The sequence below is a fragment of the Roseateles sp. 22389 genome (assembly GCF_052044995.1).
Classification (GTDB): Bacteria; Pseudomonadota; Gammaproteobacteria; order Burkholderiales; family Burkholderiaceae_C; genus Roseateles.
Map to the genome: position 1 here is coordinate 350,294 of NZ_JBQEOF010000005.1, position 19,944 is coordinate 370,237.

General features: G+C 70.8%; 18 protein-coding genes. 7 read left to right on the forward strand and 11 right to left on the reverse strand.

Annotated elements, in window-relative coordinates; translation table 11 throughout:
* Positions 1–81: 81 nt before the first annotated feature.
* Entirely contained in the window at positions 82–3,672 is a 3,591-nt protein-coding gene (locus ACTJKJ_RS10010; protein ID WP_440820328.1) for an L-glutamate gamma-semialdehyde dehydrogenase, read from the forward strand.
* A 48-nt stretch (positions 3,673–3,720) separates the two neighbouring features.
* Here ACTJKJ_RS10010 and ACTJKJ_RS10015 read toward each other — a convergent pair whose 3' ends face one another.
* A complete protein-coding gene (locus ACTJKJ_RS10015) occupies positions 3,721–4,068 on the reverse strand; it encodes a hypothetical protein (protein WP_440820329.1) in 348 nt (115 codons plus the stop codon).
* A 197-nt stretch (positions 4,069–4,265) separates the two neighbouring features.
* Between ACTJKJ_RS10015 and ACTJKJ_RS10020 the strand changes: the two genes are divergently transcribed.
* From ACTJKJ_RS10020 to ACTJKJ_RS10040, 5 genes are all read left to right on the forward strand, one after another.
* On the forward strand, positions 4,266–5,705 hold the full coding sequence (locus ACTJKJ_RS10020) for a PLP-dependent aminotransferase family protein (RefSeq protein ID WP_440820330.1): 1,440 nt from the start codon (positions 4,266–4,268) through the stop codon (positions 5,703–5,705).
* 41 nt (positions 5,706–5,746) lie between these two features.
* A complete protein-coding gene (proC, locus tag ACTJKJ_RS10025) occupies positions 5,747–6,553 on the forward strand; it encodes a pyrroline-5-carboxylate reductase (RefSeq protein WP_440820331.1) in 807 nt (268 codons plus the stop codon).
* Positions 6,554–6,619: 66 nt separating this feature from the next.
* Positions 6,620–7,180, forward strand: coding sequence for a chorismate--pyruvate lyase family protein (locus ACTJKJ_RS10030; protein WP_440820332.1), 561 nt, complete (start codon positions 6,620–6,622; stop codon positions 7,178–7,180).
* 75 nt (positions 7,181–7,255) lie between these two features.
* On the forward strand, positions 7,256–8,425 hold the full coding sequence (locus ACTJKJ_RS10035; RefSeq protein WP_440820346.1) for an HPP family protein: 1,170 nt from the start codon (positions 7,256–7,258) through the stop codon (positions 8,423–8,425).
* An 85-nt stretch (positions 8,426–8,510) separates the two neighbouring features.
* Entirely contained in the window at positions 8,511–9,125 is a 615-nt protein-coding gene (locus tag ACTJKJ_RS10040) for a DUF4337 domain-containing protein (protein ID WP_297379444.1), read from the forward strand.
* 72 nt (positions 9,126–9,197) lie between these two features.
* Here ACTJKJ_RS10040 and ubiA read toward each other — a convergent pair whose 3' ends face one another.
* The 7 genes from ubiA to ACTJKJ_RS10075 form a co-directional block, all read right to left on the reverse strand.
* Positions 9,198–10,115 (reverse strand): 4-hydroxybenzoate octaprenyltransferase, encoded by a 918-nt coding sequence (gene ubiA / locus ACTJKJ_RS10045; protein WP_440820333.1) that lies wholly within the window; start codon positions 10,113–10,115, stop codon positions 9,198–9,200.
* A gap of 100 nt (positions 10,116–10,215) precedes the next feature.
* A complete protein-coding gene (locus ACTJKJ_RS10050) occupies positions 10,216–10,557 on the reverse strand; it encodes a helix-turn-helix domain-containing protein (protein ID WP_343603370.1) in 342 nt (113 codons plus the stop codon).
* 37 nt (positions 10,558–10,594) lie between these two features.
* Positions 10,595–11,581, reverse strand: a complete 987-nt coding sequence (locus tag ACTJKJ_RS10055) for a branched-chain amino acid ABC transporter permease (protein ID WP_147239980.1) — start codon at positions 11,579–11,581, stop codon at positions 10,595–10,597.
* The gene (locus ACTJKJ_RS10060; RefSeq protein WP_183493268.1) at positions 11,578–12,465 is read right to left on the reverse strand and encodes a branched-chain amino acid ABC transporter permease; all 888 of its coding nucleotides are present in this window, start codon (positions 12,463–12,465) and stop codon (positions 11,578–11,580) included. Before ACTJKJ_RS10060 ends, ACTJKJ_RS10055 begins: the two co-directional genes overlap by 4 nt.
* A gap of 89 nt (positions 12,466–12,554) precedes the next feature.
* A complete protein-coding gene (locus ACTJKJ_RS10065; protein ID WP_440820334.1) occupies positions 12,555–13,763 on the reverse strand; it encodes an ABC transporter substrate-binding protein in 1,209 nt (402 codons plus the stop codon).
* 98 nt (positions 13,764–13,861) lie between these two features.
* Positions 13,862–14,572, reverse strand: a complete 711-nt coding sequence (locus ACTJKJ_RS10070) for an ABC transporter ATP-binding protein (RefSeq protein WP_440820335.1) — start codon at positions 14,570–14,572, stop codon at positions 13,862–13,864.
* Entirely contained in the window at positions 14,572–15,342 is a 771-nt protein-coding gene (locus ACTJKJ_RS10075; RefSeq protein WP_147239978.1) for an ABC transporter ATP-binding protein, read from the reverse strand. Before ACTJKJ_RS10075 ends, ACTJKJ_RS10070 begins: the two co-directional genes overlap by 1 nt.
* 390 nt (positions 15,343–15,732) lie before the next feature.
* Between ACTJKJ_RS10075 and ACTJKJ_RS10080 the strand changes: the two genes are divergently transcribed.
* Positions 15,733–16,686 (forward strand): MBL fold metallo-hydrolase, encoded by a 954-nt coding sequence (locus tag ACTJKJ_RS10080; protein ID WP_440820336.1) that lies wholly within the window; start codon positions 15,733–15,735, stop codon positions 16,684–16,686.
* A gap of 39 nt (positions 16,687–16,725) precedes the next feature.
* On the opposite strand, the gene ACTJKJ_RS10085 is transcribed toward ACTJKJ_RS10080, so the two are convergent.
* From ACTJKJ_RS10085 to ACTJKJ_RS10095, 3 genes are all read right to left on the reverse strand, one after another.
* Positions 16,726–17,535 carry a substrate-binding periplasmic protein gene (locus tag ACTJKJ_RS10085; protein WP_440820337.1) on the reverse strand — a complete coding sequence of 270 codons (810 nt, stop codon included), beginning with the start codon at positions 17,533–17,535 and terminating at the stop codon, positions 16,726–16,728.
* 101 nt (positions 17,536–17,636) lie between these two features.
* Positions 17,637–19,277, reverse strand: a complete 1,641-nt coding sequence (locus ACTJKJ_RS10090; RefSeq protein ID WP_440820338.1) for a peptide chain release factor 3 — start codon at positions 19,275–19,277, stop codon at positions 17,637–17,639.
* Between the two features lie 60 nt (positions 19,278–19,337).
* Positions 19,338–19,943: a DJ-1/PfpI family protein gene (locus tag ACTJKJ_RS10095; protein ID WP_091729458.1), complete on the reverse strand. Its 606-nt coding sequence runs from the start codon at positions 19,941–19,943 to the stop codon at positions 19,338–19,340.
* Between the last annotated feature and the right edge of the window lies 1 nt (position 19,944).

Sequence of the window (19,944 nt, forward strand, 5' to 3'; positions counted from 1 at the left end):
GGAGATTAATTCGGAGCCCTCCTTTTTACACTCCCGATATTCGCTAGGGGAGTGCCCCTCGCACGAACATTCGAGGATCCCATGACCGCCTTCGCCCTGCCGCCCGAGACCTCCCGCCTGCCGGACCCCTACCGCGAGGAACTGCCGCTGGTGCGCGCGCTGGCCGAGCCGCTGCAGACGCTGCACTGGCCGGCGGTGGTCGACCAGGCGCGCCCCTGGGTGCAGCAGGTGCGCGCCAACCCGGCGCCGTTCTGGGCGATGGAGTCGCTGCTGCGCGAGTACCCCATCACCAGCGCCGAGGGCCTGGCCCTGATGCGTCTGGCCGAGGCGCTGCTGCGCGTGCCCGATGCGGAGACCGCCATCGCGCTGACCGCCGACCAGCTCGGCCGCGCCGACTTCGAAGGCGGCTCGGACGGCCCGCACAAGATGCTGGCCGGCCTGGCGGCGAGCGCGATCTCGCTGTCCAAGAAGTTCCTGCCGGACGCCGAGTCCGACGGCGGCCTGATGAAGCGCCTGGGCGCGCAGACGGTGGTGGCCGCGACGGTGCGGGCGATCCAGCTGCTGGGCCGCCAGTTCGTCCTCGGCCGCAACATCCAGGAGGCGATGAAGGAGGCCGACGCCGCGCGCAAGGCGCAGGCGCAGCTGCGCTTCTCCTACGACATGCTGGGCGAGGGCGCCCGCACCGAGCGCGATGCCGAGCGCTACCAGGCGTCCTACCTGAATGCGATCGCCGCCATCGCCGCCGGTCGCAAGGCCGAGTCGCCGGAGGGCAGCGACGGCATCTCGATCAAGCTGTCGGCGCTGTTCTCGCGCTACGAGGTGCTGCAGCGCGAGCGCGTCTACGCCGAGCTGCTGCCGCGCGTGTGGCAGCTGGTCGAGAAGGCGGCGCAAGCCAACATCAACCTGACGATCGACGCCGAGGAGGTCGACCGGCTCGAGCTGTCGCTGGAGCTGCTCGACGCGCTGGCGGCGCGCATCGCCACCCACTTCCCGCAGTGGCGCGGCTTCGGCCTGGCGGTCCAGGCCTACCAGACGCGCGCGCGTGACGTGGTGGAGGCGGTCGCCGAGATCGCCCGCCGGCATGGGCTGCGCTTCATGGTGAGACTGGTGAAGGGCGCCTACTGGGACGGCGAGATCAAGCGCGCCCAGGAGCAGGGCCTGCCCTGCTACCCGGTCTACACGCACAAGCCGCACACGGACGTGTCCTACCTGGCCTGCGCGCAGGCCCTGCTGCAGCACCACGACGTCATCTACCCGCAGTTCGCGAGCCACAACGCCGGCACCATCGCCGCCATCCTGCAGATGGCCCGCGCGCTGGGCGCCAAGTTCGAGATGCAGCGCCTGCACGGCATGGGCGAGGGCATCTACCGCGAGGTGCTGAAGGACGGCAGCATCCCCTGCCGCGTGTACGCGCCGGTCGGCGAGCACCGCGACCTGCTGGCCTACCTCGTGCGCCGCCTGCTGGAGAACGGCGCCAACTCCTCCTTCGTCCACCAGCTGGCCGATCCGACGGTGGCGCCGGAGGAGCTGCTGGCCTCGCCGATGACGCAGATCCAGGAGGCCGCGGCGCTGCCGCTGCCGGTGGCGCTGTACCGCGACGCGGCGGGCCGCGGCCGCGACAACTCCGCGGGCCTGGACCTGGCGGTGCCGGCGCAGCGCCAGCCGCTGCTGGACGCGCTGGCCGCCTGCAGCGTGCCGACGCTGACGGAAGCCTCGCCCGATGAAGTGGACGCGGTGATGGCGCGCCTGCAGGGCGGCTTCGCCGGCTGGAACGCGACGCCGGTGGCCGGGCGCGCCGCGGTGCTGCGCCGCGCCGCCGACGCGCTGCAGGCACAGCTGCCGCAGTACTGCGCGCTGCTGGTGAAGGAGGCCTACAAGAGCTTCGGCGACGCGATCAGCGAAGTCCGCGAGGCCATCGACTTCCTGCGCTACTACGCCGACGAGGCCGAGCGCCTGGCCGCCGATGGCGTCGCGCTGAATGGCCGCGGCGTGTTCGTCTGCATCTCGCCGTGGAACTTCCCGCTGGCGATCTTCGCCGGCCAGGTGGTGGCCGCACTGGCCGCCGGCAATGCCGTCGCCGCCAAGCCGGCCGAGCAGACGCCCGCGGTCGCGGCCGAATGCGTGAAGCTGCTGCATGCCGCCGGCGTCCCCGAGGACGCGGTGCAACTGGTGCATGGCCGTGGCGAGACCGTCGGTGCGCGCCTGGTGGCCGCGCCGCAGACGGCGGGCGTGTGCTTCACCGGCTCGACGCAGGTGGCGCAGATCATCAACCGCCAGCTGGCGGCCAAGCCCGGCGCCGCGGCGCTGCCGCTGATCGCCGAGACCGGCGGGTTGAACGCGATGATCGTGGACTCGACCGCGCTGCCCGAACAGGTCATCGACGCCGTCGTGCAATCGGCCTTCCGCAGCGCCGGCCAGCGCTGCTCGGCGCTGCGCCTGCTGGCGGTGCACGAGGCGGTGGCCGATGGCGTCATCGAGATGCTGCGCGGCGCGGTCAAGGAACTGCGCGTCGGCGACAGCGCCGATCTGGCCACCGACGTCGGTCCGCTGATCGACGATGAAGCCTTCCAGGGCGTCTCCCGGGAAGTCCAGCGCCTGAAGCGCGAGGCGACGCTGATCGCCGAGGCCGTGCCGGCCGATGCCTGCCCGCGCCTGCTGCCGCCGGTGGCGGTCGAGCTGCCGACGATCGCCTCGCTGAAGCAGGAGATCTTCGGCCCGGTGCTGCACGTCGTGCGCTGGAGCGGCGATGTGGACGGCGTCGTGCGCGAGATCAACGCGCTGGGCTACGGCCTGACGCTGGGCATCCAGACCCGCATCGACAGCCGCGCGCTGCGCCTGGCGTCGCAGGCGCGCATCGGCAACGTCTATGTGAACCGCAACATCATCGGCGCGGTGGTCGGCGTGCAGCCCTTCGGCGGCGAGGGCATGTCGGGCACCGGCCCGAAGGCGGGTGGCCCGCACTACCTGCTGCGCTTCGCGGCACAGCCCAAGGTCGAGGCGACCGAGGTGGCGGCGCCGGCGTTGGTGACGACGGTCGCCGGCACGGACCTCGGGCCGCTGTTCGCGGCGCACGAGGCCTGGGCCGAACGCGCGCTGGACGAGCGCGCCACCGCGCTGGAGCGCGCCAGCGCCGGCCAGCCGCCGGTGGTGGCCGGAGCCTGGCGCACGCTGGGCGCGGCCGCGCGCCGTGCGTTGGTGGATGTGAAGCTGCCCGGTCCGACCGGCGAGAGCAACGAGCTGCGCCTGCACGGCCGCGGCGTGATCGCGGTGCTGGCGCAGGGGGCGTCGACCGAGGAACTGGCGCGCGCGCTGGGCGCGGCGCTGGTGGCGGGCAACGCGGTGGCCGTGGTGGGCGGCGGCGACACGGCGCAGGACCTGCGCACCGCGCTGATGCGCGGGGGCGTGGCGGCGGCGGCGATGCAGCTGCTGCCGGCTGACCAGCTCGGCGCGGTGCTGCGCGCGGCGAAGCTGGCCGGCGTGATCGCGCCCGCGGGCCTGCAGCTGGCGGCGCAGCGCGAGCTCGCCGGCCGCGACGGCGCGATCCTGCCGGTCATGCCGATGATGGAACTGGCGGATGCGCGCCAGCTCTACCGCCTGGTCGCCGAGCAGACGCTGACGATCAACACCGCGGCCGCCGGCGGCAACGCCGCGCTGCTGGCAGGCGTGCACTGAGCCTCTGCGCTTCAGCGCCCCCAGCGCCGCGTGCCTGGCGCCCGGCGCTCAGCGCCGAAGGCTGAACCGGCCGACGCCGTCCCAGGAGGGACGGCCGTCGATTCGCCACCAACCGGTGCGCGGCACGATCCAGGTCTCGCCCGCGCGCAGGCGCATCGGTTGCGGCCAGCAGTGGTCGGCCCACAGCGCGGGCGCGTCCTCGACGCTGATCTCGCCGCCGCGCAGGTGCAGCACCGTGCCGCGGGCCAGCCGCAGCAGCGTCGACTGACCGGCCGCCAGCGCGTGATCGTCGGCGGTCGACGCTTGCCTCGGCGCCATCGCCTTCGCCAGACGGGTCGGCACGTGCTGCCCGGACCACGGCGCGGGCAGCCATCTCAGGACATGGGTGAGGAACATGAGGTCATCGCCCGACCGGTCGCGGGTCCGGGCGCCATGAAGATGATGGGGACCAGTGTTCCGATCACCGCCGCGTCGCGACAGGTACAGCGGACCGATTTGTTCTGCGCAACAGCGCTCGCGCGCTTGCTGTTCCGTATCCACTGCCCGCCCGCTGTTCCGGTGCCGCGCGGATTGCTGGGCGCAGAATCGCCGCCATGGACGCCACCGACCCCCTCTACGCCCAGGTCGCCGCGCATTACCGCCAGGCCATCACCGCCGGCACGATGCCGCCGGGCAGCCGGATGCCGTCGGTGCGCACGCTGATGGGGCTGCACCGGGTGAGCCTCAGCACCGCGCTGCAAGCCTATCGGCTGCTGGAGAGCCAGGGCCTGCTGCAGGCCCGGCAGCGCGCCGGCTACTTTGTCCGCCCGCCGCGGCCGACGCGCCTGGCCCGCGCGGCCGAACCGCGCCAGACGCAGGCGGACCCGGCGCGTTTCGTCGGCGTGCATGAGCGCATCTCGGAAATCCTCACCCGCGGCATCGCGGCCAAGCCCGAAGTCAATCTCTCCGGCGCCTGCGCGCATCCCTCGCTGTATCCGACCCGCGCGCTGGCGCTGCACGGCCAGCGCCTGCTGCGTCGCCGTCCGGAGATCCTCGGCACCCAGCCCGATCCGCAGGGTCTGCTCGGGCTGCGCCAGGCGCTGTCGCGCCTGGCGCTCAATGCGCAGATCCAGCTCGACCCCTCGCAGCTGGTCATCACCCATGGCTGCACCGAGGCGCTGAGCGTCGCCCTGCGCGCGGTGACGACGCCTGGCGATGCCGTCGCCGTCGAATCGCCCACCTACTACGGCCTGCTGCAGCTGCTCGAAAGCCTGGGCTTGCGCGCGCTCGAGATTCCGACCAGCCCGCACACGGGCCTGTCGGTCGAGGCGCTCGAGGCCGCCGCCGCGCAGGAGCCGCGGCTGAAGGCGGTGGTGGTGGTGCCCAACCTGCAGAACCCGCTCGGCGCGGTGATGCCGGACACGGCCAAGCAGGCCTTGCTGGCGCGCTGCGAGGCCCGTGACCTGGCGCTGATCGAGGACGACACCTACGCGCTGCTGTGCGACACGCCGCAGCGCGCCATCAAGTCCTGGGACACGACCGGGCGCGTGATCTTCTGCTCCTCGCTGCACAAGACGCTGGCGCCGGGCATGCGCGTGGGCTGGATCGCCGCCGGGCGCTGGCAGCCACGGGTGGAGATCCTCAAGTACGCGCAGAGCCGGCCCAACGAGATGCTGGGGCAGGCGATCCTCGCGGAGTTCCTGGCCGGCGGCCAGATCGACCGCCACCTGCGGGCCCTGCGCGCGAAGCTCGCCACGCAGCGCGAGCAGATGGCCGCGGCGCTGTCCGACGAGCTGCCGACCGGCACGCGCCTGTCCATGCCGCCGGGCGGCCCCAGCCTGTGGGTGGAATTGCCCGAGGGGCTGTCGTCGCTGGCGCTCTTCGACGCGGCGCTGGAAAAGGGCGTGCGGCTGGGTCCGGGCCTGATGTATTCGAACTCGGACCGCTTCGACAACTTCATCCGCATCAACGCCGGCAATCCGATGGACGAGGCGCAGCGGCGCGCCATCGCGACGCTGGGCCAGCTCTGCGCGTCGATGCTGCGCGGGCGCTGACCGTCCTCCCGCCCGAGGGCCCGCGGCTACACTGCCGGCCCATGAGTTCCTGCATCGCATTCATCGGTGGCGGCAACATGGCCAGCGCCATCATTGGCGGCCTGCGCCGCGCCGGGCATCCGGCCGAGGACCTGCTGGTGGTCGAGCCTTTCGAGGCACAGCGCGAGCGCCTGGCCGCCAACTTCGGCCTGCATCCGATGGCGACCGCCGATGCCGCGCTGTCGCGCGCCCGCGCGGTGGTCTGGGCGGTCAAGCCGCAGCTGTTCCAGGAAGCCGCCGCGCCGGTGGCGCCGCATGTCGGGGGCGCGCTGCAGCTGTCGGTGATGGCCGGCCTGCGCGCCGACGCGATCGCCCGCGCGACGGGCGCCGCGCGCGTCGTCCGCGGCATGCCCAACACGCCGGCGCTGATCGGGCAGGGCATCACCGGCCTGCATGCGAGCGCCGCGGTGACCGCGGACGATCGCGCGCTGGTCGAGCAGCTGCTGCAGGCGACCGGTCGCACGCTGTGGGTCGATGCCGAGGGCGACCTCGACACCGTCACCGCGCTGTCGGGCTCGGGCCCGGCCTACTTCTTCTTCCTCGTCGAGCACATGGTCGCCGCCACCCGGGCGCTGGGCCTGGACGAGGCCAAGGCCCGCGAGCTCGCGCTGGCGACCTGCGNCGCGCTGGCCCTGCAGTCGGGGGAATCGCCGACCGCGCTGCGTGAGAAGGTGACCTCCAAGGGCGGCACCACGCATGCGGCGATCACCAGCCTGCAGGCGGACGGCGTCGGCGATGCGATCGAGCGCGCGGTGAAGGCCGCGCATCGGCGCGCGGGCGAGCTGGGCGACGAGTTCGGGCGCGGCTGAAGCCCCGTGCTTCACGCGCTGCACCGACGTCCGCCGATGTCCTGATCCAGAGTTCCGTTCCGACCGATGGGGATCGCCGATCGCTGGGGCCTGCGCGCGTGGCTGCGCGCGCCGGGCTCGCTGAGCAAACGCCTGGCCGCGACCGGCCGCCGCTACGAGGTGCTGGTGCTGCGCCAGACGGTGGCGCCGCTGCGGCCGCAGGAGCGCGCCGCGCTCGGCTTGCCGCGTCGCGGCCTGACCGTGGTGCGAGAGGTGCTGCTGCATGTCGACGGCCGGCCGCTGGTGTGGGCGCGCTCGGCGGTGCACGGCCATTCGCTGGCGGGCCCCTGGAAGGCGCTCAAGGGCCTGGGCAGCCGGCCCCTGGGCCATCTGCTCTACGACGATCCCCGCATCCATCGCAGCGAGCTGCAGCCGCGCCGCGTGACCCGCCATGGCGCGACCCACCGGCAGATGCAGCGCCAATGGCTGGCCGCGACCGGCACCGAGGCGCCCGCGCGGATGCAGTGGTCGCGCAATTCCGTCTTCACCCGGCACGGCCAGCAGCTGCGGGTGATGGAGATGTTCGTGCCCGACGTCGCGCTGCGCGACCCCGGGCCGCTGCGGCGCAAGTCGCGGCCGCGGCGCTGAACGCCGCCGCGCCGCGCCCGACGCCCACCGGAGACGCCGATGCCTGATCCGACTTCCCCTGCCGATGCCGGGCCGATGACGCTCGCGGAGCGCCTGGTCGGCGCGTTCCGGCGCTGGCTGCAGGCGCTGCGGCCGGCGCCGATGCGCGTCGATGCCGGCGAGCGCCTGCGCGTGGTGGCCGGCGCGATCGCCGGCGTGCTGGTGACGGCCGTGCTGATGGAGCTGCTGTCGCGCCATGCGCCGGGCGTGCCGCGACTGGTCGCGCCGCTCGGCGCGAGCGCGGTGCTGGTCTTCGGCGTGCCCGCCAGCCCGCTCGCGCAGCCGTGGGCGGTGGTGGTCGGGAACACCGCGTCGGCGCTGGTGGGCATCGCCTGCGTGCACCTGTTCGGCGGCGTGCCGGAACTGGCCGCCGCGATCGCCGTCGGCGGCGCCATCGGGCTGATGTTCCTGCTGCGCTGCCTGCACCCGCCCGGCGGCGCGGCGGCGCTGCTGATGGTGCTGTCGGGCGCGCACGACTGGCACTTCGCGCTCGACACGGTGCTGCCGAACTCGGCGCTGCTGGTCGCGGCGGGCATGCTCTACAACGGCGTCACCGGCCGGCGCTACCCGCACCCGCAGGTGGCGGCGCCCGCCGCGGCGCCGGCCCGCGGCGGTCCGGCCGGCGAGGCGACCGCCTTCAGCGGCGCCGACTTGGAGACCGTGCTGGCCCATTACAACCAGGTGCTGGACATTCCCCGTGACGACCTGCAGGCCATCGTCGACGAGGCCGGGCTGCTGGCCGCGCGGCGGCGGATGACGACGCTGCGCTGCGCCGACGTGATGTCGCGCGAGGTGAAGACGGTGGAATGGGGCACGCCGCTGCAGGAGGCCTGGTCGCTGCTGCGGGAACACCACATCAAGGCGCTGCCGGTGGTGGACCGCGCGCGGCGCGTGGTCGGCATCGTGACGCTGGCGGACTTCCTGCGCGGCGCCTCGCTCGACCTGCACGCGGACTGGGCGACCCGGCTGCGACAGCTGATCCGCCCGACACCCTCGACGCACAGCGACAAGGCGGAGGTCGTGGGCCAGATCATGAGCCGGCAGGTGCGGGTGGCGAGCGCGGACCGCCCGCTGGCGGACCTGGTGCCGCTGTTCGCGGCCACCGGGCACCACCACATCCCCATCGTCGGCGACGAGGCGCGCCTGGTCGGGATCCTGACGCAGTCCGACCTGGTCGCGGCGCTGGCCCGGGTGGATCGCCTGTAGGCCGCCTGGCGCGGCGATCCGTACAGGTCCCGCTCAGGTTCGCTCGGTATGCTGCGGCCGCTCCGTTTTCCTGGATGCCGCGCCGATGGACATCGACCCCGAAGAACTGATCGAGAACGCCCGCCAGGCCGTGGACCGGCCCGAGGCCGCCGCGCGCCCGTCGCGGCTCAATGCCGTCGTGGCGGTGACCGTCGCGCTGCTGGCGACCTTCATGGGCATCTGCAAGGTCAAGGACGACAACATCAACCAGAACATGCAGCAGGCGCAGGCCGACAAGATCGACCACTGGGCCTTCTACCAGGCCCGCAACGCCCGCGAGGAGATCGCCAAGGCGGCGCTGACGCAGCTGAAGCTGCAGGCGCTCGGCGCGCCGGAGTCGGCCGCCGACGGCTACCGGCAGGCGATCGCGCATTACGAGACGCTGGCGGCCGAGCAGTCGGCCAAGAAGGACGAACTGCGCAAGCAGGCCGAGGCCGACCAGCAGCGCTACGACGCGCTCAACTTCCGCGACGACCAGTTCGACCTGTCCGATGCGTTGCTGGCCATCGCGATCGCGCTGCTGGCGATCACGGCGCTCACGCAGATGTGGGCGCTCTTCGCGGTGGCCATGGTGCCGACGGTGTTCGGCGTGCTGATGGGCCTGGCGGGCCTGGGCGGCTGGCCGCTGCATCCGGACCTGGTCGTCCAGCTGCTGTCCTGAGCCGCGCGGCGGGCCGGACGTGGGATCGGGCGCACGAGGCGCCCGTTTGTCATGGGATCGCGACCGCGGCGCTCAGCGCAGCGCCAGGTCCAGCACCGTGCCCGCGAAGATCGCGAAGCCGACCCAGTGGTTCTCGCGGAAGGCCTTGAAGCAGCCGTCGCGGCCGCGGTCCTTGATCAGCGTGTAGTGCCAGACCACCTGCGCCGCCGCGGCGGCCAGGCCGGCCAGGAACCAGTGGCCCATGCCCAGGCGCAGGCCCAGCGCGGCCCACAGCGCGAGGAAGACGACGTAGAAGGCCATCACCCCGATGACGTCGAAGCGGCCCAGCGTCAGCGCGGAGGTCTTGATGCCGATGCGGATGTCGTCGTCGCGGTCGACCATCGCGTATTCGGTGTCGTAGGCCAGCACCCAGAACAGGTTGGCGACGAGCAGTCCCCAGGCCGACAGCGGCACCGAGGCGGCGATCGCCTGCAGGCTCCACTCGCGCCCGCCCAATGCCGCGGAGAAGGCCATCGGGATGCCGAAGGAGAACGCGACGCCCAGCACGGCCTGCGGCATCGAGACCCAGCGCTTGGTGAACGGATAGAGGATGGTCACCGCGAGCGCGGCGAAGGACAGCAGGATGGTGGGCGGGTTGGTCGTCAGCACCAGGCCGAAGGCGACCAGCGACAGCACCGCGCCGAGCACCAGGGCTTCCTTTACCGACACCAGCCCGGCGGTGACGGGCCGCTGGGCGGTGCGTTTGACGTGCTTGTCGAAGTCGCGGTCGGCGACGTCGTTGACGGCGCAGCCGGCGCTGCGCATCAGGAAGGTGCCGATCGTGAAGACCAGCAGCAGGTGCCAGCCCGGCCAGCCGTCGGCGGCCATCCACAGCGCGGAGAGCGTCGGCCACAGCAGCAGGTAGGTGCCGGCCGGCCGATCCCAGCGGATCAGGTTCAGGTAGAGCGAAAGACGCGACGGCGCGGCGGGGGAGGGGGCGGCGGGAGTCATGGCGGGGATTGTCGCGCTGCGGGCCGCACGCGTTGCGCGTAGTGCTCATGGCAGCTTGCGGCGAAGCTCGGCGCTTTAGCGTGCCAGGCTATGGAGGTCCTTAGAAGTTCAGCTCCTCGAGTTCCGCCTGCGTGAGGCTACGAACTCGGCGGCGCTGATCCTCGCGTTGCTGTTGCAAGAGGGCGGGATCGCTCTCGGTCAGAAGCTCGACCAACGTCATCCCTGGCGCTATCGCATCCAGATAGCGCAACAACTGGCCCATTGCCAGCCCCGGCTCGCCCCGTTCGATGCGGTAAGCCGTGTTGCGCGATAGACCGGCGCGAATTGCGGCATCCGCCTGCTTGATCTGGCGCGCTACCCGCAGCCGCGCCAGGAGATCGCCCAGTTGAGCGCACTCGGATTGCAGATGGACTGGCAGGGCGGAGAGCTGATGAACTTTCATGCTCGTCAAATCGAGCCTTATCTCGATAACGCTCGATTTAACGAGCATTCCCCGGCCTGCGGAACCGCTCCACCAGCGCCCCCGCCTCGCCCACCAGCCCGCGGCGGAAGGCCAGCACGCACAGGATGAAGATCAGCCCCGTCACCAGACTCACCGATTCGCCCAGGCCGGTGAACCACTGGATCCCCGTCACGCCGGCCAGCCACTGGCCCAGGTCGCCGATCTTGTTCTCCAGCGCGATGATCACCAGCGCGCCCACGATCGGCCCCACCATCGTCCCCATGCCGCCCACCAGCGTCATCAGGATCACCAGCCCCGAGGTCGTCCAGATCGCGTCGGTCAGCGTCGCGAAGCCCAGCACCAGCGTCTTGGTCGCGCCCGCCAGCCCCGCCAGCCCCGCCGACAGCACGAAGGCCATCAGCTTGAAGCGCGCCGCGTCGTACCCCAGCGAGGTCGCCCGCGCCTCGTTCTCGCGGATCGAGGTCAGCACCTGCCCGAACGGCGAATGCACCGTCCGGTAGATCAGCCAGAACCCGAACACGAAGATCGCCAGCACCAGGTAGTACAGCGCGGTGTCGTTCTCCAGGTTGATGCCCAGGACGCTGCCGCGCGGCACCGACTGCAGGCCGTCCTCGCCGCCGGTGAACGGCGCCTGCAGGAAGTAGAAGAACAGCATCTGCGCCAGCGCCAGCGTGATCATCGAGAAGTAGATGCCCGAGCGCCGGATCGCCAGCAGCCCGAACACCAGCCCCGCCAGCGCCGCCATCAGCGTGCCGAAGGCGATCCCCAGCAGCGGCGGGAAGCCCCACACCTTCAGCGCATGCCCGGCGGCGTAGGCCGCCGCGCCCAGGAAGGCGGCATGGCCGAAGCTCAGCAGCCCGGTGAAGCCGATCAGCAGGTTGAAGGCGCATGCGAAGAGCGCATAGCACATCACCTTCATCGCGAAGATCGGATACACGCCCAGGAAGGGCAGCAGCGCGATGGCGACGAACAGGGCGGCGTAGCCCAGCGGTTTCTTGTTCATTTCTCTTTGCCGAACAGGCCGGCGGGACGCACCAGCAGCACCAGGGCCATGATGACGAACACCACGGTGTTGGAGGCTTCCGGATAGAAGACCTTGGTCAGGCCCTCGATCACGCCCAGCCCCAGGCCGGTCAGGATCGAGCCCAGGATGGAGCCCATGCCCCCGATCACCACCACCGCGAAGACGACGATGATCAGGTTCGAGCCCATCAGCGAATTCACCTGCAGGATCGGCGCCGCGAGCACGCCCGCGAAGCCCGCCAGCGCCACGCCGCCGGCGTAGGTCAGCGTCACCAGCCGCGGCACGTTGACGCCGAAGGCCTGCACCAGCTTCGGGTTCTCGGTGCCGGCGCGCAGCGTCGCGCCCAGCGAGGTCTTCTCGATCAGCACCCACACGCCCAGGCACACCACCAGCGAGGCGACGACCACCCAGGCCCGGTAGTTCGGCAGGATCATGAAGCCCAGGTTGGTGGCGCCCTGCAGCGCCTCGGGCGCCGAGTAGGGCTGCCCGCCCACGCCGAAGAAGGAGCGGAAGACGCCCTCGATCACCAGCGTCAGCCCGAAGGTCAGCAGCAGGCCGTAGAGGTGGTCCAGCTTGTAGAGCCACTGCAGCAGCAGCCGCTCGATGACCAGGCCGAAGGCGCCCACGATCAGCGGCGCGATCAGCAGCATCGCCCAGTAGTTGACGCCGAAGTACTCCAGCCCCATCCACGCCAGGAACGCGCCCATCATGTAGAGCGCGCCGTGGGCGAAGTTGATGATGTTCAGCATGCCGAAGATGACGGCCAGCCCCAGCGACAGCATCGCGTAGAACGAGCCGTTCACCAGCCCCAGCAGCAGCTGGCCCAGCAGCGCGGGCAGGGGGACACCAAAGAAGTCGGTCATGCGTCGTCGCTCATCGTCATCGTCTTGGACATCGCGGCGGACCGGCACGCGCGCGGCCAAGCCGCGCGACGCGCCAGCGCCGGTTCAGCTCACTTCTTGACCAGCGGGCACTTGGAGTCGGCCAGCTTGGTGAAGGCGTCGTCGCCCGGGATGCGGGTCACGACCTTGAAGTAGTCCCAGGGCTCGGTGGACTCCTTGGCCGACTTCACCTGCAGCAGGAACATGTCGTGCACGCCGCGGCCGTCTTCCTTGCGGATCGTGCCCTTGGTGTAGAAGTCGTTGATCGGCGTGGCCTTCATCTGGGCCACCACCTTGTCGCCGTCGTCGGTCTTGATGGCCTCCACCGCCTTCAGGTAGTGCGCCACCGCCGAGTAGTCCGCCGCCTGCAGCGACGAGGGCATGCGCTTCATCTTCTCGAAGAAGCGGCGCGCCCAGGCACGTGCCTCGGGGCTCTGGTTCCAGTACCAGCTGTCGGTCAGGTACATGCCCTCGGTGGTCTTCAGGCCCAGCGAATGCACGTCGTTGATGAACATCAGCAGGCCGGCCAGCTTCATCGTCTTGGTGATGCCGAACTCGTTGGCCGCCTTGACCGCGTTGATGGTGTCGCCGCCCGCGTTGGCCAGGCCCAGGATCTGGGCCTTGGAGCTCTGCGCCTGCAGCAGGAAGGAGGAGAAGTCGCTCGCGTTCAGCGGGTGCTTCACCGCGCCCAGCACCTGGCCGCCGGACTTGGTCACCACCGCCGAGGTGTCGGCCTGCAGCGAGGTGCCGAAGGCGTAGTCCGCCGTCAGGAAGTACCAGCTCTTGCCGCCGGCCTTGGTCACCGCCGCACCCGTGCCGTTGGCCAGGGCCACCGTGTCGTAGGCGTAGTGGATGGTGTAGGGCGTGCATTCCTCGTTGGTCAGGCGCGAGGTGCCGGCGCCGATCGCGATGAAGGGCTTCTTCTTCTCCGCCGCCACCTTGGCCATCGCCAGGCTGGTGCCGGAGTTGGTGCCGCCGATCAGCAGGTCCAGGCCCTGCGTGTCGAACCACTCGCGCGCCTTGGACGCGGCCACGTCGGCCTTGTTCTGGTGGTCGGCGAAGACCAGCTCGATCTTCTTGCCGGCGGCCATGCCCTTGGCATCCGCGATCGCGAGGCGGATCGCCTCCACGCCGCCGGCGCCGTCGATGTCCGCGTAGACGCTGGACATGTCGGTGACGATGCCGATCTTCACCACGTCGCCGGAAATCTGCGCCTGCGCGCCGAAGCTGCCGCAGGCCAGCACCGAGGCCAGGGCAAGGGTCTTGAGGGTCGTCTTCATCGCTTGTCTCCTTTTCTAACGGCCTCGTCGGGCCACGCGGGTTTCAGACTCGAAGCTCGAAATCAACGGCGGCGGTCACGCGGTGACCGCACGGGGATTCAGACGCTCAGCAGCTCGTCGAGCAGCGCGCGCTTGCTCTCGAGCTGCGCGGCGGCGAAGGACTCGACCACCTGGCCGTGCTCCATCACGACGAAGTGGTCCGCCAGCGGCGCGGCGAAGCGGAAGTTCTGTTCCACCATCACGATGGTGAAGCCCTGCGCCTTGAGCGCGGTGATCATGCGGGCCAGCGCCTGGACGATGACCGGAGCCAGGCCCTCGGAGATCTCGTCCAGCAGCAGGATGTCGGCGCCGGTGCGCAGGATGCGGGCCACGGCCAGCATCTGCTGCTCGCCGCCCGAAAGCCGCGTGCCCTGGCTGTGCCGGCGCTCGGCGAGGTTGGGGAACATCGCGTAGATCTCGTCCTCCGACATCACCTTGCCGCGCCCGCCCTTGAGCGCCGGCGGCAGGCGCAGGTTCTCCTCGGTGCTGAGCGAGGCGAAGATGCCGCGCTCCTCCGGGCAGTAGCCCAGGCCCAGGCGCGCGATGCGGTGCGTCGGCAGCTGCACGGTTTCCTGGCCGTGGACCTTGATCGAGCCGCTGCGGCGGTCGGTCAGGCCCATGATGGCGCGCAGCGTCGTCGTGCGGCCGGCGCCGTTGCGGCCCAGCAGCGTCAACACCTGGCCCTGCGGGACGGCCAGATCGATGCCGTGCAGGATGTGGCTTTCGCCGTACCAGGCCTGCAGGCCCTTGATCTCGAGCGCGTAAGCCATCAATGGGCTCCCTGCAGCTCGGCGGCCTCGGAACCCATGTAGGCCTCGAGCACCTTGGGATGGCGGGAGACGCTGGCGTAGTCGCCCTCGGCCAGCACGGCGCCGCGCGCCAGCACGGTGATGCGGTCGGCGATGCTGCTGATCACCTTCATGTTGTGTTCCACCATGAGCACGGTGCGGCCCTCGGCGACGCGCTTGATCAGCGCGGTGACGCGGTCCACGTCCTCGTGGCCCATGCCCTGCGTCGGCTCATCGAGCAGCATCAGCTCCGGCTCCATCGCCATCGTCGTGGCGATCTCCAGCGCCCGCTTGCGGCCGTAAGGCAGGTCGGCAGCACGCAGCGCGGCCATGTCGCGCAGGTCGACGAGCTCCAGCAGCTCCAGCGCGCGGCCGTCCAGCTGGCGCAGGCCGCCCAGGCCCTTCCAGAAGTGATAGCTCGTGCCGGTGAAGCGCTGCAGCCCGATGCGCACGTTCTCCAGCACCGTCAGGTGGGGGAACACGGCCGAGATCTGGAAGGAGCGGATCACGCCGCGGCGGGCGATCTGGGCGGGCTTCTCGCCGGTGATGTCGTGGCCGTTGAAGAGGATCTGGCCGCGGGTCGGCGTCAGGAACTTCGTGAGCAGGTTGAAGCAGGTGGTCTTGCCGGCGCCATTGGGGCCGATCAACGCATGGATGTGACCGCGCTGCACTTGCAGGTCGACGGAGTCCACGGCGGTGAAGCCCTTGAACTCCTTGGTCAGTTTGCGTGTCTCCAGGATGAGGGTGCTCATCGGCGCAAGGTGGGCGCCGGTGTGCGGAGCCTCTGTAGTGGAGCCAGGAATTTAGGGCCCCGGCGGGCGCCCTCGACAGCGTAAAACCCTTTACGCAGCATTGCGCAAGGGCTAACCCGGGGGCCTTCGTCAAGGGCGAGCCCGGCAGGTTCGGATCACGCAACAGGCGTCTTTCACGAGGCTGACGAGCGGGGGCCAGGACGTGCCACAACGGCGGCACAGCGAACGCGTGTCACCGGAATCTCCTGCGGGAGAGCGGTGCTTCTTCCGATCGGGGAGCGCGCGCCGCGGGCCGCGTGGCTATGCTGCGCGCCTGCTCGAACGCAGGACATCCCCGAGGCGCGCCGGACGCGCCTCGCGACACGACATGACAAGCACAGGAGGTTCCTCATGACCCGTTCCGGAAAGTTCGCCGCCCTCGGTCTCGCGCTCGCGCTGGCCGCGGCGGGCGTGCAGGCGGCGGCCCCGCAGGTGAAGACCCAGGCGCCGGGCTACTACCGGCTGGTGCTGGGCGATTTCGAAGTCACCGCCCTCAGCGACGGCACCGTCGACCTGCCGGTGGACCAACTGATGGACAAGGCCAAGCCCGGCAGCGTGGTGAAGGCGCTGGGCAAGCAGTTCCTGAAGCCGCCGGTGGAGACCTCGATCAATGGCTACCTGATCAACACCGGTACCAAGCTGGTGCTGATCGACACCGGCGCCAATGGCGCCTTCGGTCCGACCACCGGCAAGCTGCTCGCCAACCTGAAGGCGGCGGGCTACCAGCCCGAGCAGGTCGACGAGGTCTACATCACCCACCTGCATCCCGACCATGCGGCCGGGCTCAGCAAGGACGGCCAGGCGCTGTTCCCGAACGCGGTGGTGCGGATGGACCAGCACGATGCCGACTACTGGCTGAACCTGGACAACGCCGCCAAGGCGCCGGCCGGGCACAAGGACTTCTTCGCCGCCGCGATCGCGGCGCTCAAGCCCTACAAGGACGCGGGCCGGCTCAAGCCGTTCAGCGGCGAGACCGAGCTCGTGCCTGGCGTGCGCACGCACGCGGCCTACGGCCACACGCCGGGCCACACGGTCTACATGGTCGAGAGCCAGGGCCAGAAGCTGGCGGTGTGGGGCGACCTGATGCATGTCGCCGCCGTGCAGTTCCCGGACCCGTCGGTGACGATCGCCTTCGACACCGATTCGAAGGCGGCGATGCCGCAACGCAAGCTGGCCTACGCCGATGCGGCGAAGCAGGGCTACTGGGTGGCGATCGCGCATGTGTCCTTCCCCGGCATTGGCCACGTGGCCGCCGACGGCAAGGGCTATCGCTGGGTGCCGGTGAACTACAGCATCAAGCCTTGAGGGTCAGGGCGACGGCGGGCGAGCCTCCCGCCGACGCCCTCAATCGAAATACTGCTGCCGCAGGCGCTCGTAGCGCCCATCCCGCCTGAGGCGGTCCAGCGCGACCTGCAGCCGCCGTGCGACCGCCGGGTCGCTGTCGGCGGGCAGGCCGAACCAGTAGGCCTTGTCCACGTCCATCGACAGCACCGGCGTCAGCGTCGAGTACGGCAGCTTCAACTCGCGCAGGTGCCAGGCCGCGGCCCAGTCCAGCAGCACGATCAGGTCCATGCGGCCGGCGAGCAGCTTGCGCAGGTTGGTGGCGTCGTCCAGGCCCAGTTCCAACTCATGCTCCGGCCGCAGGCCGTCCGCCAGCAGCTGACGGGCGGCGGCCGAGTCCCGCGACACCCCCAGCCGCAGCCCGTTGAGCTGCTTGAGGCTGGCCGGACGCACGTCCGCGCGGTGGCGCAGCCGGTACACGAGGATCCGGCGCGCGCTGATCGGCCCGACCCAGCGGTATTGGTGCTCGCGCTCGGGCGTGCGCACCAGCGAGAACAGCACGCTGTCGGCGCGCCGCGCCGCTTCCTGCACCGAGCGCTGCCAGGGCAGCACCTCGATGCGCAACCGCACGCCGGCCTCGGCGCTCATCAGGCGCAGCAACTCGGTGCTGAAGCCGCTCGCCTCGCCCGCTTCGGCGTAGTTCAGCGGCGGCAGGTTCTCGGTGAAGGCGACCAGCTCGCGCGGCGCGTCCTGGACCGCGCTGGCCGGCACCTGCGCGGCGATCGCCGTCGGCATCGCGCCCGCGATCAGGCCCGCCGCCAGCAGGAGGCAGCTCAGACGGCGCTCCTGCAGGGGCTCGATCACGTTCGGCATCGGCGCAGTGTAGGAAGCGGTGATGACACGGCGCTCACGGGGCGCCGATGAAACGCCAACAAGGTCACGGCATCGCGCCGAGGGGCGCCGCCCTCGCGCCCTCAGGCGTCCATCTGCTTCTGGAAGACCAGGCCCGCGTGCTCGCGCAGCGCGTGGAACTTGATCTTGGGCCAGTTCTCCTGCATCGCGCGGAGCTCGCCGGCGTACTCGAGCAGCACCGTCGGCGCGTTGACCGCGTCCCAGGCCACGCGGTGGGCGTTGTGGTCGATGAAGCGGCGCAGCTCCTTCTCGCCGCCGTCGGCCTCCTCGCAGGTCACCCAGCGCGCGACGTTGTAGCGCGCCGGCGTGATGCGGGCCTTGACGCCGTACTCGTGCTCCAGGCGGTGCGCGACGACCTCGAACTGCAGCTGGCCGACCGCGCCCAGCAGCAGCACACTGCCGGCCTCAGGGCGGAAGACCTGGATCGCGCCTTCCTCGCCGAGCTGGCGCAGGCCCTCGCGCAGTTGCTTGGTCTTGAGCGGGTCCGCCACTTCCACCGAGCGGAACATCTCCGGCGCGAAGAAGGGCAGGCCGGTGTACTGCAGCGCCTCGCCCTCGGTGATGGTGTCGCCCAGTTGCAGCACGCCGTGGTTGGGGATGCCGATGATGTCGCCGGCGAAGGCCTCGTCCAGCAGCTCGCGGCGCTGCGACAGGAAGCTCACCACCGTGTTGGGCCGCAGCTCCTTGCCCGAGCGCACGACCTTGAGCCGCATGCCGCGCTCGAAGTGACCCGAGGCCACGCGCAGGAACGCGATCCGGTCCCGGTGCGCCGGGTCCATGTTGGCCTGGATCTTGAAGACCACGCCGGTGAACTTGGGCTCCTCCGGCTGCACCACGCGCTGCATCGCGGCGCGCTCGGCGGGCGCGGGCGCCAGCTCGACCAGCGCGTCCAGCACTTCCTGCACGCCGAAGTTGTTCACCGCGGAGCCGAAGAACATCGGCGTCTGCCGGCCCGTGAGGAAGGCGTCCTCGTCGAAGGCGGGGGCCGCCTCGTTGACCAGCTCGATCTCGCCCTGCGCGTTCTCGTACTGCATACCGAAGCGCTCGACATAGGCCGGGTTGTCCAGGCCCTCCAGCACTTCCTCGGTGCCGGCGGCGCGGTCCTCGCCGGGCGAGAACACGCGCATGCGCTGCTGACGCAGGTCCATCACGCCGTGGAAGTGCTTGCCCATGCCCACCGGCCAGGTGAAGGGGACCACCGTCATGCCCAGTTCGCGCTCGATCTCGTCCATCAGCGCCAGCGGCTCCTGGACCTCGCGGTCCAGCTTGTTGACGAAGGTGAGGATCGGCGTGTTGCGCGCGCGGCAGACCTGCAGCAGACGGCGGGTCTGCGGCTCCACGCCGTTGGCCGCGTCGATGACCATCAGCGCCGCGTCGACGGCGGTCAGCACGCGGTAGGTGTCTTCCGAGAAGTCCTGGTGGCCCGGGGTGTCCAGCAGGTTGATGACGCAGTCGCGGTATTCCATCTGCATCACCGACGAGGCCACCGAGATGCCGCGCTGCTTTTCGATCTCCATCCAGTCGGAGGTCGCGTGGCGCGAGGCCTTGCGCGCCTTCACCGAGCCCGCGATCTGGATCGCGCCGGAGAACAGCAGCAGCTTTTCCGTCAGCGTGGTCTTGCCCGCGTCAGGGTGCGAAATGATGGCGAAAGTGCGGCGGCGGCGCACTTCGGACTGGATACGGCTGGGCTGATCGGTGGACATGACGGCTCTTGGGCGGCGAACCCGCGATTATCGGGGTTCTTCCCTGCGGCGCCCCGGCCCTCAGTCCGGCGTCATGAACGGCCGCACCCGCGCCAGCAGGCGCTCCACGTAGTCGGCCTTCTCGCCGACGGGCGCGGCGTAGGTGAGCGCGTCGCGCGTGGCGGCCTCGCCGGCCTTGCTCCACATCAGCCACGCCGCCAGGTATTGCGAGGCCAGGCAGCCGCCCGAGGTGGCCACCGGGCCGCGCGCATGGAAGGGTTCGTCGAGCACCCGCACGCCCGCCTCCACCAGCCAGGGCCGGGTGCTCGCGTCGGTGCAGGCCGGTGCGTCGCCCAGCAGCCCCAGGCGCGCCACCAGCAGCGCGCCGGAGCACTGCGAGGCGATCAGCTGCCGCGTCGGATCGATCTGCAGCCGGTCCAGCAGCGCGGAGTTCTCCGCGATGGCCCGCGTGTAGATGCCGGAGCCGAACCAGACCGCGTCGGCCTCGTTGGCCCATTCGAGCGGGCGTTTCAGCTGCACGGTGACGCCATTCATCGAGGTCACCGCCGGACCCGGCCCGCACAGCTCGGCGGACCAGCCCTGCGGCTTGAGCCGGTTCAGCAGTCCCAGCGGAAGGAAGCTGTCGATCTCGTTGAAGCCGTCGAAGGAGAGGATGGCGATGCGCATC

Bases quoted from the DNA above. Each gene is read 5' to 3' on its own strand.
- ACTJKJ_RS10065 (WP_440820334.1), bottom strand. From the start codon at position 13,763: ATGAAGACGACCCTCAAGACCCTTGCCCTGGCCTCGGTGCTGGCCTGC.
- ACTJKJ_RS10055 (WP_147239980.1), bottom strand. From the start codon at position 11,581: ATGAACAAGAAACCGCTGGGCTACGCCGCCCTGTTCGTCGCCATCGCG.
- ACTJKJ_RS10080 (WP_440820336.1), top strand. From the start codon at position 15,733: ATGACCCGTTCCGGAAAGTTCGCCGCCCTCGGTCTCGCGCTCGCGCTG.
- ACTJKJ_RS10060 (WP_183493268.1), bottom strand. From the start codon at position 12,465: ATGACCGACTTCTTTGGTGTCCCCCTGCCCGCGCTGCTGGGCCAGCTG.
- ACTJKJ_RS10010 (WP_440820328.1), top strand. From the start codon at position 82: ATGACCGCCTTCGCCCTGCCGCCCGAGACCTCCCGCCTGCCGGACCCC.
- ACTJKJ_RS10020 (WP_440820330.1), top strand. From the start codon at position 4,266: ATGGACGCCACCGACCCCCTCTACGCCCAGGTCGCCGCGCATTACCGC.
- ACTJKJ_RS10035 (WP_440820346.1), top strand. From the start codon at position 7,256: ATGACGCTCGCGGAGCGCCTGGTCGGCGCGTTCCGGCGCTGGCTGCAG.
- ACTJKJ_RS10075 (WP_147239978.1), bottom strand. From the start codon at position 15,342: ATGAGCACCCTCATCCTGGAGACACGCAAACTGACCAAGGAGTTCAAG.
- ACTJKJ_RS10095 (WP_091729458.1), bottom strand. From the start codon at position 19,943: ATGCGCATCGCCATCCTCTCCTTCGACGGCTTCAACGAGATCGACAGC.
- ACTJKJ_RS10030 (WP_440820332.1), top strand. From the start codon at position 6,620: ATGGGGATCGCCGATCGCTGGGGCCTGCGCGCGTGGCTGCGCGCGCCG.
- ACTJKJ_RS10040 (WP_297379444.1), top strand. From the start codon at position 8,511: ATGGACATCGACCCCGAAGAACTGATCGAGAACGCCCGCCAGGCCGTG.
- ACTJKJ_RS10085 (WP_440820337.1), bottom strand. From the start codon at position 17,535: ATGCCGAACGTGATCGAGCCCCTGCAGGAGCGCCGTCTGAGCTGCCTC.
- ACTJKJ_RS10090 (WP_440820338.1), bottom strand. From the start codon at position 19,277: ATGTCCACCGATCAGCCCAGCCGTATCCAGTCCGAAGTGCGCCGCCGC.
- ACTJKJ_RS10070 (WP_440820335.1), bottom strand. From the start codon at position 14,572: ATGGCTTACGCGCTCGAGATCAAGGGCCTGCAGGCCTGGTACGGCGAA.
- ACTJKJ_RS10015 (WP_440820329.1), bottom strand. From the start codon at position 4,068: ATGTTCCTCACCCATGTCCTGAGATGGCTGCCCGCGCCGTGGTCCGGG.
- ACTJKJ_RS10050 (WP_343603370.1), bottom strand. From the start codon at position 10,557: ATGAAAGTTCATCAGCTCTCCGCCCTGCCAGTCCATCTGCAATCCGAG.
- ubiA (WP_440820333.1), bottom strand. From the start codon at position 10,115: ATGACTCCCGCCGCCCCCTCCCCCGCCGCGCCGTCGCGTCTTTCGCTC.